Here is a 12,966-nt window from a genome sequence, read left to right as displayed (position 1 = left end):
ACCGCGCCGCGGGGCCCGGCTCTCAGCCCGCACGGGGGACGGCCCGACGCCCCGCGATCGCGATGGCCACGTCGAGGGCGTTCTGACTCGACGTCACGCTGGCGACCCCGGTGCCCGCGATGTCGAAGGCCGTGCCGTGCGCCGGCGTCGCGATGACGACCGGCAGCCCGCCCTGCACGGTCACGCCGCCGTCGAAGCCCATCAGCTTGATGGCGATCTGACCCTGGTCGTGGTACATCGTGACGATGCCGTCGTAGCGGTCGCGCGAGCCCACGAAGATCGTGTCCGACGGCCACGGCCCGTCGACGGCGATGCCCTCGGCCACGGCCGCCTCGACGCCGGGGCGGATCACGTCGATCTCCTCGCGACCGAAGATGCCGTTCTCGCCGTTGTGCGGGTTGAGCGCGCAGACGCCGAGTCGCGGCGCGGCGACGCCCGAGTCGCGCAGCAGCCCGTGCAGCAGTCGGATCGCGTCGACGACACCGGCGGTCGTCACCCGGGCGGCGACGTCCCGGATGCCGATGTGCGAGGTCACGCGGGCCGTCCACATGCCGGGGATGATGTTGATCTCGCTGGTCACGCCCTCGTAGTGCAGCTCCTTGGCGAACCAGCGCAGCTCGTCCTCCTCGTCCATGCCGCCGAGGTGCAGGCTCGTCTTGTTCAACGGCGTGAAGACGATCGCCCCGATGGCGCCGTCGTTGGCGAGCGCGATGGCCCGCCGCAGCTGGTGCAGCACCCGCTCGCCGGCCTCCCGGCTGACCTGCCGCGCGGGGATCGGCGTCGCGGGGGCCGAGGAGTCGTCGAGCAGGGTCGCGTACCCGGGCCGCGGTTCGTCGCTGAGCGGGATCTCGGCGCCGATGACGGCGGCGGCCGCGTCGAGCTCGCTGCGATCCGCGAGCACGTGGATCTCGGCGCGCTCGAGGTTGCGGGGGTCGGCGAGCAGTCGGGCGGCGAGCTCGGGGCCGACCCCGGCGGGGTCGCCGAGGGTCAGCGCGATGCGCGGCCGGACGGCGGGGACGCCCCCGGGGGTCGCGGGCGTCGCGGTCGTGGTCGTGGTGTCGGTCATGCTCGGTCCCTTTCAGCGGAACGGTCGTCGGAGGTCGGATCGGCGGCCGTCGCTCGTGCGACGACCCCGGTGATGCGGGCGAACGAGACGGCGCCGGCGTCGGGGTGCCCGACGCTCTTCTCGGCGAGCGGTCGGGCCCGGCCGAGGCGCGGCCGCATCTCGGCCGTCGAGCGGGCGGCGGCCTCGGCGACCTCGGCGGCGCCGGCCCAGGCATCGGCGAGCGGGAGACCCGCCGAGGAGGCGCGGTCCAGCTCGTCGACGGTAGGCGCGAACGCGTCGACGAGCGTCTTGTCGCCCACCTCCGCTCCGCCGAGACGCTGGATCGCGGCGAGCCCGGCGGACGCGGCCCGGGCCGAGGCCCCCGCCGACGACGGATCGCCTTCGGCGGCGAGACTCCCCCCGGCGGCGGTCAGGCAGACGCCCCACAGGGCGCCCGACGTGCCCCCGGCGTTCTCCGCCCAGCCCTCGCCGGCGTCGGCGAGCACCGTTCCGATGCCGGCCCCGCGATCGAGGGCGGCCCGCGCCGCGACGACGGCCGCAGTGATGCCCCGCGACATGCCGATCCCGTGGTCGCCGTCTCCGGCGACGGCGTCCAGGCGCCCGAACTCGTCCTCGGCGGCGAGCACGACGTCGCGCACCTGCTCGAGACCCCGCACGACGCGGGGCGACGCGGCCGCGTGACGCGGATCGTCGGCGGGCGCGGTCGACTCGACCCGCGCCTCCTCGGTCTCCGTGACGGCGTCCTCGACGGATCCGGTCCGGAAGGCGGGAGACGAGGCGGGCGCGGCCCAGAGCCCCTCGAGCTCGTCGTCGACCCAGAAGAGGGTCGCCGAGACGCCGGACATGTCGAGACTCGTGACCAGCTCGCCGACCTCGGGGCGGACGATCGTCAGCCCGGCGTCGCCGATCAGGCGCGCGACATGGCCGTACAGCACGAAGAGCTCCTCGTACTTGAAGGTGCCGAGGCCGTTGAGCAGCACGACGACCCGGTCGCCCGCGCCCTCGGGCCGCTCGTCGAGGAGGCGGCCCACGAGCAGCTCGGCCAGCTCGGGGGAGGTCGGCAGATCGGCCTCCGAGATGCCGGGTTCGCCGTGGATGCCGAGGCCGATCGACATGCGCCCGGGCGGGACCTCGAACAGGGGCCGGTCGGCGCCGGGCAGCGTGCAACCCGAGAAGGCGACGCCGAGCGAGCGGGTGCGGGAGTTCGCACGACGGCCGAGCTCCTCGACCCGGTCGAGGTCGAACCCCGCCTCGGCCGCGGCGCCGATGATCTTGAAGACGGCCAGGTCGCCGGCGACGCCTCGCCGCTTGGACTCCTCGCCGACCGCGCCGCTGGCGATGTCGTCGGTGACCGCGATCACGCGGACGTCGACGCCCTCGGCCCGCAGCCTCTCGGCCGCCTGGCCGAAGTTCAGCACGTCGCCGGCGTAGTTTCCGAAGGCGAGCACCACTCCCCCGCCGCGCTCGGTGGCCCTCGCGACCCGGTGGACCTGACCGGCCGACGGCGAGGCGAAGATGTTGCCGTACGCGACACCCGCGGCGAGCCCCGTGCCGATCAGACCGGCGAAGGCGGGGTAGTGGCCCGAGCCCCCGCCGATGACGAGCGAGACGCACCCGTCGGCGAGGGGGGCGCGACGGACGATGCCGCCGTCGACCGCCCGCAGCTCGGAGTGGGCGGCGACGAAGCCGGCGAGCGCCTCGTCGGCGAAGGTGGTCGCGTCGTAGTCGAGCACGGTCACGAGACCATCTCCTCGGTGGCGGTGGGAGCCGAGGAGGCGCGGGTCGGCCTCTCGACGGGGGGCGCCTCGGCGGGCAGCACCCGCCGCAGGTAGTCGCGGTTCATCGCCGCGACCCCGAGCCCGTCGCCGCCGTAGTGCTCGCAGACGAAGGTGCCGCGGAACCCGTAGGCGACCGCGTCGCGGACGGCGTGGCGGTAGTTGATGACGCCCAGCTCGAGCGGCGTGGGGACGGCCGTGTAGAGACCGGTCGAGGGATCCTCGTCGCGGGCGTAGTTCTTCACGTGCCAGTAGTTGGCGTGGGGCAGCGTGGCGTGCAGGGTCTCGACCCAGTCGTCGATCGGGCGGTGCAGTCGGACGAGGTTGCCGACGTCGGGGTTGAGGCCGACGTTGTCGAGCCCGACCTCGGTCACGAGCCGCACCGAGCTCGCCGCGGTGCCGAGGTAGGTGTCCTCGTACATCTCGAGGGTCAGCTCGAGCCCGAGGTCGGCGGCGTGCCGACCCAGCTCGCCGACGCGGTCGACGGCGCGCTGCCAGTTCTCGACGTCGTCGGGCTCGTCGATCTCGCCCTGCGCGGTCCAGAACCAGAGCCGTTCGCGCTGCTCCGCCGTCAGGGGGCGGTGGAAGCCGATGGACAGCACGTCGGCGCCGAGTCGGGCCGCGGCCTCGAGGGTGCGGTGGCTGTAGGCGAGGTTCGCGAGCCCGTCGACCGGGTCGATGATGCTCGAACGGACGACGCAGACGCTGCCGAGCACCACGCCGGCGGCTCGACCCGCGTCGGACAGCTCGTCGAGCCGACCGGGCGGGAGGTCGCCCACCCGCAGCCAGTTGTCGTTGATCTCGACCCGGTCGAAGCCGGTCTCGCGGATCTGCGTGAAGGCGTCGCTCCAGGTCTCGCCGTCGGCGTCCTGCACGCGCTGCCCCGTTCGGGACACCGCGGGGAACTGCAGCATCGCCGCGGCGATCGGCCAGGTCTCTCGGGTGTGGCTCATGACACGTCCTCGTGCTGTCGGTCGGAAGGGGTGGAGTCGTGGGCGGCGACCGCGGCGGGTCGGCGACGGACGGCGAAGCGGGCGGCGATCTTCGGGCCGACCATGAGCGCGACGGCGAAGAGCAGGATCGTGACGCTGATCGGACTCTGCAGCACGATGCCGAAGCTGCCCTGGCCGAGGGCGGAGGTCTGCACGAGCGCCTTCTCGAACAGCGGGCCGAGCACGAGCCCGAGCACCAGCGGCGCCATGGGGAGGTCGAGCTCCTTCATCAGCCAGCCGACGACCCCGAAGACGAAGACGAGCACCACGCTGAACATGTTGTTGCTCACCGAGTAGGCGCCGACGAAGCTCGTCAGCAGGATGATCGGATAGAGGTAGCCGTAGGGGATCCGCAGCATCTGCGCGAACACCGGCGCGAGCGGCAGGTTGAGCACCAGCAGCATGACGTTGCCGATGAAGAACGAGACGAGCAGCCCCCAGATCAGCGTCGGCTGCGTCTCGAACAGTCGCGGCCCGGGCTGGAGCCCGTAGACCGTGAAGGCGCCGAGCAGCACGGCGGTGGTCCCGCCACCGGGGATGCCGAGGGCCAGCGTCGGCACGAAGTTCGCGTTGGCCGCCGCGTTGTTGGCGCTCTCGGGCGCGGCGACGCCCTCGATCGCGCCCTTGCCGAACAGGGCCTTGCGCGGCGAGACCCGCTTCTCGATGCCGTAGGCCATGAACGACGCGAGGGTCGAGCCGGCGCCGGGCAGGATGCCGAGCACGAAGCCGATCCCGCTGCCGCGGAGGATGGGGCCGGCGCTCTGCTTGAGCTCGCGACGGCTGATGACCATGTCGCGGAACCGCGTGCGGATCGGCGCGTCGGCGCCGAGGCGGATCTGGTGCAGCACCTCGCCCACGGCGAAGAGGCCGATCATGACCTCGACGAACGGGATGCCGCCGAGCAGGTTGACGCTGCCGAACGTGAAGCGCGCGTCGCTGAAGCCGGTGGCGACGCCGACGGTCGAGATGAGCAGGCCGGCGGCCGCCATCATGAGACCGCGCGACAGCGAGCCGCCCGCGAAGCTGACCACGATGATCAGGCCGAGGATCATGATCGCGAGGTTCTCGACCGGGCCGAAGTTGAGCGCCAGATCGGCCAGCGGGGGCGCGAGCCACATGAGCAGCGCGAGCGAGATGATCGCCGCGACGAACGAGCCGATGGCGCTGATGGCGAGGGCCGAGCCGGCTTTGCCGTTCTTGGCCATCTGATAGCCGTCGAGCGTGGTGACCACGCTCGCGGCCTCTCCCGGCGTCGAGATCAGCACCGAGGTGATCGTGCCTCCGTACTGGGCGCCGTAGTAGATGCCCGCCAGCATGATGAGCGCCGTGACGGGTTCGAGCGTGAGGGTCAGGGGGATGAGGATGGCCACACCGGTGGTCGAGCCGAGACCGGGCATGAGCCCGATGATCGTGCCGAGCAGCACGCCGATGAAGCACCAGAGCAGGTTCTCGGGCGTGAACGCCGTCGAGAAGCCGAGTGCGAGATTGTCGAGCATGGTCGTCCTTAGATGAGGCCGAGCAGACCCTGCGGCAGCGGAACGCGCAGCAGGGCGACGAAGATGGCGTAGGTGACGCCGCCGGCCACGAGGGCCACGACGACGGACGGCACGAGCGAACGGCGTTCGACGAAGACGGCGATCACGACGAGCATGAGCACGAACGCGATGAGGAACCCGACGAGCTGCACGGCGAGCAGGGTCAGCACGACGATGCCCAGCACGATGCCGAGCATGCGGTTGCGCTGCGACTGCGTGCGGCCGAAGATGTCGACCTCGTCGCCCTCCGCCTCGCGGTGGATCGTCTGCGTGCTCGTCGAGACGGCGCCGGGGTCGGCCGCGTTCTGCTCGGCGAGGTACCCGGCGACGCCGGCGGGAGGCGCGTCGACCGTGTCGAGGATCAGCTCGGCCTGGCTCGGCAGCGCCCGTCGCGGACGGAGCCGCCCGACGATGTCGAGCACGGCGAAGACCGCGACGAGGCCGCCGGCGAGGACCGGCAGGAACCCCGGCCCGATCTCACCGCCCTCGACCGTGACGCCGTAGCCGAGACCGGCCGACACGGCCGAGCCCCCGATCACGGCGAGGACGATGCTCGCGATGAGGCCGCCCCGCTGGGCGCCGGTCATTCGGTGAACACCTTCTCGAGATCGGCCGTGTTGCCCGCCAGGTACTCGGTGAACTCGTCGCCGTAGACGGCGTTGGCCTGCATGTAGTTGCTTTCGATGTACTGCGTGTAGTCGTCGGTCTCGGCGAAGGCCTCGGCGGCGTCGGTCCAGTACGCCTCGGTCTCGGCCGAAATGCCGCCGGGCGCGATGAAGCCGCGGAACTGCGCGAACGAGACGTCGATGCCCTGCTCGGCCGCCGTGGGGATGTCCGCGAGCTCGTCGTAGGTGTACCGCTCGTCGGCGAAGGCGCAGAGCGCCTTGAGGTCGCCGGCCTCGAGCTGCGCCACGACCTCGGACGGGTTGAGCGACGCGACGTCGACCTGACCGCCGAGCAGGGCGGTGAGCACCTCGCTGCCGGACTCGAACGGCACCCGGTCGAGCTCGATGCCCTGGTCCTGCTCGACGAGGGTGAAGATGATCTCGTCGAGGCTCGTGGCCCCCGAGACGGCGGCGACGACGCGGTCGTCGTCCGCGGCGTCGATGACGTCGGTGCAGGTGTCGTACGGCGAGTCGGGGGCGACGACCATGAGCGTGAAGTCGTCGCCGAGCTTCATGATCGGCGTGAAGTCCTCGTACGAGAACTCGACGTCCTGAGTGAGCGGGAGGGCGAGCATGGCCGTCTCGGAGGCGAGCAGGGTGTCGGACTTGCCCTGCTGCGCCAGCAGGTACGAGTAGCCGACGGCGCCGGAGCCGCCCTCGCGGTTCTCGACGCTGATGTTCAGACCCGTCCCGGCTTCGAGCCCGGAGGCGATCGCGCGACCCGAGAGGTCGCTGCCGCCGCCGGCGCTGAACGGGACGATCATGCTGATGTTGCCCGACGGGGCGCCGTCGGCGCCCGAGCCCGCACCCGCGGAGCCGCAGGCGGTGAGGGCGAACAGGGCGGTTGCCACGACCGCGGCAGCGAGGGGGGCTCTTGACTTCATCGTCTCAATCTCCAGTGATTGGTGTCGCCCGGGTGCAGCCACCCGACCGCTGTCAGTATCGCATATCCTATCGGATTCTGGGAAGAGAGAAGATGAGACCCCGGAAACCCGCTCGGACCCCGGCGCGCGCGCTGGGGTCCGAGCGGGTTCGCGGGGTCCGAACCGCGTCAGTACTTCGCGGACTGCCCGCCGTCGATGGGGACGACGGCCGCGTTGACGTAGGTCGCGTCGTCCGAGAGCAGGAACGCGACGACCGAGGCGATCTCGGGAGCCTCGCCGTAGCGCTTCGTCGGGTTGCCCTGGATGAACTGCTCCGCGGCGCCCTTGGGGTCGTCCGCGTCGATCTGGCGCATGGAGGCCTCGACCATCGGGGTCCAGATGGCGCCGGGCGCGATGGCGTTCACCCGGATGCCGTACCGCCCGTACTCGACCGCCGAGTTGCGCGTCAGTCCGACGACGCCGTGCTTCGCGGCCGCGTAGCCGGACTGGTTGCCGACTCCGCGGATCCCGCCGACGCTGGCGGTGTTGACGACCGCGCCGCCGTCGCCCTGCGCGCGCAGGACCCCGAGCACCTTCTCGAGGCCGAGGAAGACCCCGCGCAGGTTGATCGAGACGACCTTGTCGAACTCGTCGGCCCCGAAGTCCTCGGTGAGGTTCTGCCGCCCCTCGATGCCGGCGTTGTTGAAGAACGCGTCGATGCGACCGAAGCGCTCGAGCGTCGCAGCGACGTAGGCGTCGACGTCGGCCTCGCTCGAGACGTCGGCGACGGCGGTCAGGACCTCCGCGCCGGGGACGGCCTCGAGCACCGCGGCCTCGGAGGCGGCGAGGCCCTTCTCCGAGATGTCGACGAGGGCGAGACGGGCGCCCTCCTGCGCGACGCGGACGGCGGCGGCACGGCCGAGGCCGGACCCTCCGCCGGTGATGAGGACGACCTTGTCGGTGAAACGTTCCATGGGCTCGACTCCGGTTCTCTCGATGACTCGTCGGACCCGACGAGCAGTCGGGCCCGTGGTGCGCATCGCCGCGCACCGCAGTGCACGCTACACCTGTCGTTTATCGACCCTCAGGCTGGACGCGGAGGCGCTCGTGCGCCTACTGTCACTGAAACGAGACGATTCGTCTCGTAAATGCCCTGACCACGGCCCCTGGGCCGCCGGACCCCGCAGAGAAGAGACGCGCATGACCGAGACCCCCGCACCCCTCACCGGATCGAGCACGATCGCGACCTGGCTCGATCACCCCGAGGGCGGACCCGCCCTGCGCGCGGCCCTCTCGCAGGGCGGCGCCTTCGACGAGAGCGCCCTGGCCCCCGTCCGCGACCTGCCGCTGCAGCAGCTCGTCTCGCTGAGCCGCGGAACGCTCCCCCAGGAGCTCGTCGACGGCCTCGTGCTGCAGGTCAACGGCGGCGAGATGCCCGACACCGAGGCCTCCGACGCCGGACCGTGGCGCGAGACGATCACGCCGGGCCGCTTCGCGGGCAGGACGGTCGTCGTGACCGGTGCCGCCGGCGGCATCGGCCGGGCCACGGCGTCGCGCGTCGCCCGCGAGGGCGGTCGGGTGGTCGCCGTCGACATCACCGCCCCGGGGCTGGAGGCGCTGGTCGCCTCGCTGCCCGGCTCGTCCGTCGAGACCGTGGTCGGCGACATCACCAGCCAGGCCGACATCGACCGCATCGTCGAGGTCGCGGGCGACCGCATCGACGCCCTGGCCAACATCGCCGGCATCAACGACGACTTCTCGCCGCTGCACGAGACGAGCGACGCGATGTGGGAGCGCGTCATCGGCATCAACCTGACCGGCGGCTTCAAGCTGTCGCGGGCGGTCGTGCCGGTCATGCTCGCCGCCGGCCGCGGATCGATCGTCAACGTCGCCTCGGAGGCGGGGCTGCGCGGCAACGCGTCGGGCAACGCGTACACGGTGTCGAAGCACGGCGTGGTCGGGCTGACGAAATCGGCGGCGTTCATGTACGCGAAGCAGGGCCTGCGCGTCAACGCCGTGGCCCCCGGCGGCGTCGCGACCGGCATCCCGTTCCCGGCGAACGTGTCGGAGGCGGGCTCGGCGCGGCTGCGGCCGTTCCAGGCGGCCATCCCGACGATCGCGACCGCCGAGGAGCTCGCGGCCTCGATCACGTTCCTGCTCAGCGACGACGCGGTCAACATCAACGGCGCGGTGCTCGCCTCCGACGGCGGCTGGTCGGTCCAGTAGCTCCGACGGGCGCTCGTCGGCCCGATGCCCCGGGTCGACGGGCGGGGGCCGACGGGCGGGAGCTCGGGAGGCGCGGTGCGCGCGACGCGCGTCGGGTGCGTGCAGGAGGATGACAGCATGACGACAGCACGCCCCGGTCGGGTCCGCAGCGAGGCCGCGCGCCTGGCGATCCTCGAGGCGACGCGCGACGAGCTCGCCGAGCGCGGCTACGACAGGCTCTCGCTCGACCGGATCGCCGCCGCGGCCGGCGTGGGCAAGGCGACCATCTACCGCTGGTACCCGGGCAAGGGCGCCCTCGTCGCCGAGGGCATGGTCTCGGGGCACCTCCTCCCCCGGGTCGTCGTGCCCGACACCGGCGACGTCCGGGGCGACGTGACGAGCTGGCTGCTCGCGACGGCCGAGTCGTTGACCGACGCCGCCACCGGCGGCCTGATCCGTGCGACGATCGCCGCGACCGCCGAGGACGCCGACGTGGCGCGGCACTACGACGACCACGTCACCTCGGTCGTGCGGGCCGAGCTCGTGACACGGCTCGAGTCGGCGCAGCGCGCCGGGCAGGTCGGCTCCGCGACGCCTCTCGAGGCGCTCGTCGAGACCCTGGTCGGCGTGGTGCTGCTCGGCGTCCTGACCCGCCGGGCCCCCGACGCCTCCGGCCTCGCCGCCACGGTCGCGCTGCTGTTCGAGGGCGCCGGGGTGCCGGGGCCTGCGCCGGCCGCCGACACCGCGCCTCCCCCCGTCTCAGACGGACGGACCGCCTGACGCGAGCCCGGATCGTCGGACGAGGGACGGGATGCTCTCGCGGAACGGGAAGAACCCCCGAGACGCGTGCGGCCACGCCTCGGAGTCCCACCCGCGGCGCACGGTCGCGAGACCGATCCCCTCGGACGCGAGGACGGGACGCAGAGCATCGAGCCGCTCGTGCACCGGGCCGATCGGCGCGTACGGGACGACGACGGTGTCGAGCCGCTCCGTCACCGCCCAGCTCGCGATGGTCGGAGGGCGTGCGTCGGACAGCAGCCGGGCCGCGCGTCCGTCGCCGTCGCGTGCGCGCCCGGCGGCGTCCTCGAGGGCGCCGACCGTGAACGCGGTCACGACCCCCGACGCGCCCCCGGGGGAACGCTCCTCGGCATCGCCGGCGACCGCGGCGGCCACCAGCCGCCCGGCGAGCCCCGGTCGCTCGGCGAGCAGGCTCTCGGGCTCGAGGTCCTCCTCGTGCAGGAGCAGCCCGACCCGTCCCTCGACGGCGCCCACGACGTCGTCCGTCTCGAACGGGGTCCGCGACGGCAGCGGCTCCTCGGTGAGCGCCCGCGCCGTCTCGGCGAGGCCGGTCGGCGAGAAGCGCCCCTCGGTGAATCGCGAGATGTTCTCGGCCGTCGCGAGATACGTCTTGCCCTTCGTCTGCAGACCCGCCACCCAGCGCCACGAGAGCGTGTTGGACGCCGCGTCGCCGTCGAGCAGGTGCCGGTGGAAGAGGTCCGCCCCGAGCTGCCAGGGCAGACCGAGGGTGAAGATCCAGATGCTGGCGAACCACATGCGCGTGTGGTTGTGGAGGTAGCCGGTGTCGATCAGCTCGTGCACCCACGCGTCCAGGGCGTCGATCCCCGTGCGGCCCGCGATGGCCTCCGCGTAGCCCGGAGGGAGGTCGCCGGCGGCGAGCTCGGCGACGTCGCGACGGTACCGGCGCCACACCTCGGGGTTCTGCTCGAGCCAGCCCTTCCAGTAGGTCCGCCAGAAGACCTCCTGCACGAACTTCTCGGCCGCGCCCTGGCTGTGCCGCGAGAGGACGGCGGCGACGACCTCCGGCTCGGTCACGAGGCGATGACGCAGATACGGCGACTGCCCCGAGACGTTGTCGCGGCGGGCACCGAGATCGTGGTTGCGGTCGCGGGCGTAGGCGCCGCCCGCTCGGGGGACGAAGTCGTCGAGCGCCTCGAGGCCGGCGGCTCTGGTCGGGATGATCACCCGCCCATCATGCGATCCGCAAGCGGTGCGCAGCCTGATCGTCCGCAGACGCCCGCGGGAGGGGCGTGGCCGACCCGCGCCTCCTAGGCGGTCCGCTCGTCGTAGTCGACCCAGGCCTCGCGGACGTCGCCGAAGTGCGCGATCGACCACTCCTCGAGGGCCTTGAGGGGCGCGATGAGCGTGCGACCCGCTGCCGTCAGCTCGTACTCGACCCTCGGGGGCACCTCGGCGAAGACCGTGCGGGTCACGAGACCGTCGCGCTCGAGACCGCGGAGCGTCTGCGTCAGCATCTTCTGCGAGATGCCCGACACCCGCCGTCGGATGTCGGTGAAGCGATGCGGGCCGGAGTCGAGCGTGCCGACGATCAGCACCGTCCAGCGATCGCCGATGCGGTCGAGCACGCGCCGCGTCGGGCAGCCGTCGGCGTAGGGGTCGAGCGCGAGCGACGGATCGACCGGGAGCGAGGGGTCGGTTACCACAAAGTGCCTACTTCCCAATGGTGACTAATGGATCTAGCGTAGCCGTGCGACCCCGGACGGGGAAGCCCACCCGCACCAGAAGGAGAACACCATGAGCACCATCACCGTCGTCGGAGGGACCGGCTACGCCGGCAGCGCCATCGTCCGCGAGGCCGCGAAGCGCGGACACCAGGTCGTCTCGTTCAGCCGCAGCACCCCCGCCGAGGAGGCGCGGGTCGAGGGCGTCCGCTACGAGACCGGTTCGATGCTCGACGCCGAGGCCCGCCTGCGTGCGGTGACCGGCAGCGACGTCGTGGTCTCGTCGCTGTCGCCCCGCGGCGAGCTCGACGGCCGCATCGTCGAGGCCGACCTGGCCCTCGCCGACCTCGCAGCCGAGCACGGCGTGCGCTTCGGGGTCGTCGGCGGCTACAGCTCGCTGCGCCTCGAGGAGGGCGGCCCGCGCATGGCCGAGACCGACCAGCTGCCGCCCGAGTTCGCGAGCGAGGCCAAGCAGATGAACGAGGTGCTCATGCGCCTCGGCGACGCCCCTGAGGCCCTCGACTGGTTCTTCGTGTCGCCCGCCCTGAACTTCGGCGCCTACGCGCCCGGCGAGAGCCGCGGCGAGTACCGCACGGGCGGCGACCTGGCGTTCGCCGACGCCGAGGGCGTCTCGGCCGTCGGCGGGGCCGACTTCGCGCTCGCCATCGTCGACGAGATCGACACGCCGAAGCACCGCCGCGCGCACTTCAGCGTCGCGTACTAGGCCTCACGGCCGCGCGGGCGCGGCGCTGCGCGTGCGGGCTCGGCGGGCGCCGCGGGGGCGGCCGACGCCGCCGCCGGCGCCGCCGGCCCGGCGGCCGCGGGCCCGGGTGCGGGCACCGCGGGCGCGGCGCTCAGCGCACGCTCGGCGGACTCGGCCACGGCGGCGGCGAGCGCGGCGGAGTCCGCGCGCAGCAGCCGGGCCACGCGCGCCCGGGGCAGATCGAGCGCCTCGGCGATGGCGTCGGGGGTGTGACCCCGATCGTGTGCGAGACGCACGGCGCGTCGTCGCAGCGCCCGCGCCTCCTCGGCGGTCGTCTCGGGACGCGAGGCGCGCGCCCACAGGTCCCGCGCCTCCTCGGGGAGCTCGACCACGAGTCGCAGGTCGAGATCGTCGACCGCGACGCCCAGCCACTCGGCGGCGATGTCGCGCGTCTCGATCGTGAGCGGGGCGACACCCACGGAGCCGTGCGAGACCAGCGTGCCGACCACCCGGCCGTCGTCGACCGTCACGACGACCGTCCACGCCGACGGCGCGGAGCGTATCGCGACGGCGTGCACGGCGCGTCTGCTCGGGGTGGTCATGTCGGGGCTCCTGTCGCGGACGCCGACCGGCTGTCGGACGACGCGTGCAGCCGATGCGGCCCGGTGCACGGCGACGTCGC

The 12,966-nt window shown here is 72.8% G+C and carries 13 protein-coding genes; 3 read left to right on the top strand and 10 right to left on the bottom strand.

The features are described 5' to 3' along the window. Nucleotides 1–22 precede the first annotated feature (22 nt). The 7 genes from ASF89_RS12835 to ASF89_RS12805 all read right to left on the bottom strand — a co-directional run bounded on the left by ASF89_RS12835 (nt 23) and on the right by ASF89_RS12805 (nt 7,870). Nucleotides 23–1,066: a 4-hydroxythreonine-4-phosphate dehydrogenase PdxA gene (locus tag ASF89_RS12835; RefSeq protein WP_082490012.1), complete on the bottom strand. Its 1,044-nt coding sequence runs from the start codon at nt 1,064–1,066 to the stop codon at nt 23–25. Beyond that, nucleotides 1,063–2,805 (bottom strand): dihydroxyacetone kinase family protein, encoded by a 1,743-nt coding sequence (locus ASF89_RS12830; protein WP_055815435.1) that lies wholly within the window; start codon nt 2,803–2,805, stop codon nt 1,063–1,065. The genes ASF89_RS12835 and ASF89_RS12830 overlap by 4 nt, the downstream gene beginning before the upstream one ends. Beyond that, nucleotides 2,802–3,794 (bottom strand): sugar phosphate isomerase/epimerase, encoded by a 993-nt coding sequence (locus ASF89_RS12825; protein ID WP_055815432.1) that lies wholly within the window; start codon nt 3,792–3,794, stop codon nt 2,802–2,804. The genes ASF89_RS12830 and ASF89_RS12825 overlap by 4 nt, the downstream gene beginning before the upstream one ends. After that, nucleotides 3,791–5,329: a tripartite tricarboxylate transporter permease gene (locus ASF89_RS12820; protein WP_055795361.1), complete on the bottom strand. Its 1,539-nt coding sequence runs from the start codon at nt 5,327–5,329 to the stop codon at nt 3,791–3,793. The genes ASF89_RS12825 and ASF89_RS12820 overlap by 4 nt, the downstream gene beginning before the upstream one ends. Nucleotides 5,330–5,337: 8 nt before the next feature. Continuing rightward, on the bottom strand, nt 5,338–5,955 hold the full coding sequence (locus ASF89_RS12815) for a tripartite tricarboxylate transporter TctB family protein (RefSeq protein WP_055795359.1): 618 nt from the start codon (nt 5,953–5,955) through the stop codon (nt 5,338–5,340). Next, nucleotides 5,952–6,917, bottom strand: coding sequence for a tripartite tricarboxylate transporter substrate binding protein (locus ASF89_RS12810; RefSeq protein WP_055815429.1), 966 nt, complete (start codon nt 6,915–6,917; stop codon nt 5,952–5,954). Before ASF89_RS12810 ends, ASF89_RS12815 begins: the two co-directional genes overlap by 4 nt. Nucleotides 6,918–7,084: 167 nt before the next feature. Further along, nucleotides 7,085–7,870 (bottom strand): SDR family oxidoreductase, encoded by a 786-nt coding sequence (locus ASF89_RS12805; RefSeq protein WP_055795355.1) that lies wholly within the window; start codon nt 7,868–7,870, stop codon nt 7,085–7,087. 226 nt (nt 7,871–8,096) lie between these two features. On the opposite strand from ASF89_RS12805, the gene ASF89_RS12800 reads away from it, so the two are divergent. Beyond that, entirely contained in the window at nt 8,097–9,122 is a 1,026-nt protein-coding gene (locus tag ASF89_RS12800; protein ID WP_055815426.1) for an SDR family NAD(P)-dependent oxidoreductase, read from the top strand. Nucleotides 9,123–9,239: 117 nt separating this feature from the next. Further along, nucleotides 9,240–9,881, top strand: coding sequence for a TetR/AcrR family transcriptional regulator (locus ASF89_RS12795; RefSeq protein WP_162240701.1), 642 nt, complete (start codon nt 9,240–9,242; stop codon nt 9,879–9,881). Here the strand turns inward: ASF89_RS12795 and ASF89_RS12790 are convergent. After that, nucleotides 9,861–11,084: an FAD-binding domain-containing protein gene (locus tag ASF89_RS12790; RefSeq protein ID WP_082490010.1), complete on the bottom strand. Its 1,224-nt coding sequence runs from the start codon at nt 11,082–11,084 to the stop codon at nt 9,861–9,863. The two genes, ASF89_RS12795 and ASF89_RS12790, sit on opposite strands and share 21 nt — an antisense overlap. An 83-nt stretch (nt 11,085–11,167) precedes the next feature. Then, nucleotides 11,168–11,563, bottom strand: coding sequence for a helix-turn-helix domain-containing protein (locus ASF89_RS12785; protein ID WP_055795347.1), 396 nt, complete (start codon nt 11,561–11,563; stop codon nt 11,168–11,170). Nucleotides 11,564–11,654: 91 nt separating this feature from the next. Here ASF89_RS12785 and ASF89_RS12780 point away from each other — a divergent pair, with 91 nt between their 5' ends. Further along, entirely contained in the window at nt 11,655–12,305 is a 651-nt protein-coding gene (locus ASF89_RS12780) for an NAD(P)-dependent oxidoreductase (RefSeq protein WP_055815419.1), read from the top strand. On the opposite strand, the gene ASF89_RS12775 is transcribed toward ASF89_RS12780, so the two are convergent. Next, nucleotides 12,302–12,886 (bottom strand): hypothetical protein, encoded by a 585-nt coding sequence (locus tag ASF89_RS12775; RefSeq protein ID WP_156463415.1) that lies wholly within the window; start codon nt 12,884–12,886, stop codon nt 12,302–12,304. The two genes, ASF89_RS12780 and ASF89_RS12775, sit on opposite strands and share 4 nt — an antisense overlap. Between the last annotated feature and the right edge of the window lie 80 nt (nt 12,887–12,966).

Source organism: Frigoribacterium sp. Leaf172 (genome assembly GCF_001424285.1).
In the GTDB taxonomy this organism is placed as follows: domain Bacteria; phylum Actinomycetota; class Actinomycetes; order Actinomycetales; family Microbacteriaceae; genus Frigoribacterium.
This window is presented reverse-complemented; position numbering and strand designations above follow the sequence as displayed.

Bases quoted from the DNA above. Each gene is read 5' to 3' on its own strand.
- ASF89_RS12780 (WP_055815419.1), top strand. From the start codon at position 11,655: ATGAGCACCATCACCGTCGTCGGAGGGACCGGCTACGCCGGCAGCGCC.
- ASF89_RS12800 (WP_055815426.1), top strand. From the start codon at position 8,097: ATGACCGAGACCCCCGCACCCCTCACCGGATCGAGCACGATCGCGACC.
- ASF89_RS12820 (WP_055795361.1), bottom strand. From the start codon at position 5,329: ATGCTCGACAATCTCGCACTCGGCTTCTCGACGGCGTTCACGCCCGAG.
- ASF89_RS12835 (WP_082490012.1), bottom strand. From the start codon at position 1,066: ATGACCGACACCACGACCACGACCGCGACGCCCGCGACCCCCGGGGGC.
- ASF89_RS12815 (WP_055795359.1), bottom strand. From the start codon at position 5,955: ATGACCGGCGCCCAGCGGGGCGGCCTCATCGCGAGCATCGTCCTCGCC.
- ASF89_RS12775 (WP_156463415.1), bottom strand. From the start codon at position 12,886: ATGACCACCCCGAGCAGACGCGCCGTGCACGCCGTCGCGATACGCTCC.
- ASF89_RS12810 (WP_055815429.1), bottom strand. From the start codon at position 6,917: ATGAAGTCAAGAGCCCCCCTCGCTGCCGCGGTCGTGGCAACCGCCCTG.
- ASF89_RS12795 (WP_162240701.1), top strand. From the start codon at position 9,240: ATGACGACAGCACGCCCCGGTCGGGTCCGCAGCGAGGCCGCGCGCCTG.
- ASF89_RS12825 (WP_055815432.1), bottom strand. From the start codon at position 3,794: ATGAGCCACACCCGAGAGACCTGGCCGATCGCCGCGGCGATGCTGCAG.
- ASF89_RS12805 (WP_055795355.1), bottom strand. From the start codon at position 7,870: ATGGAACGTTTCACCGACAAGGTCGTCCTCATCACCGGCGGAGGGTCC.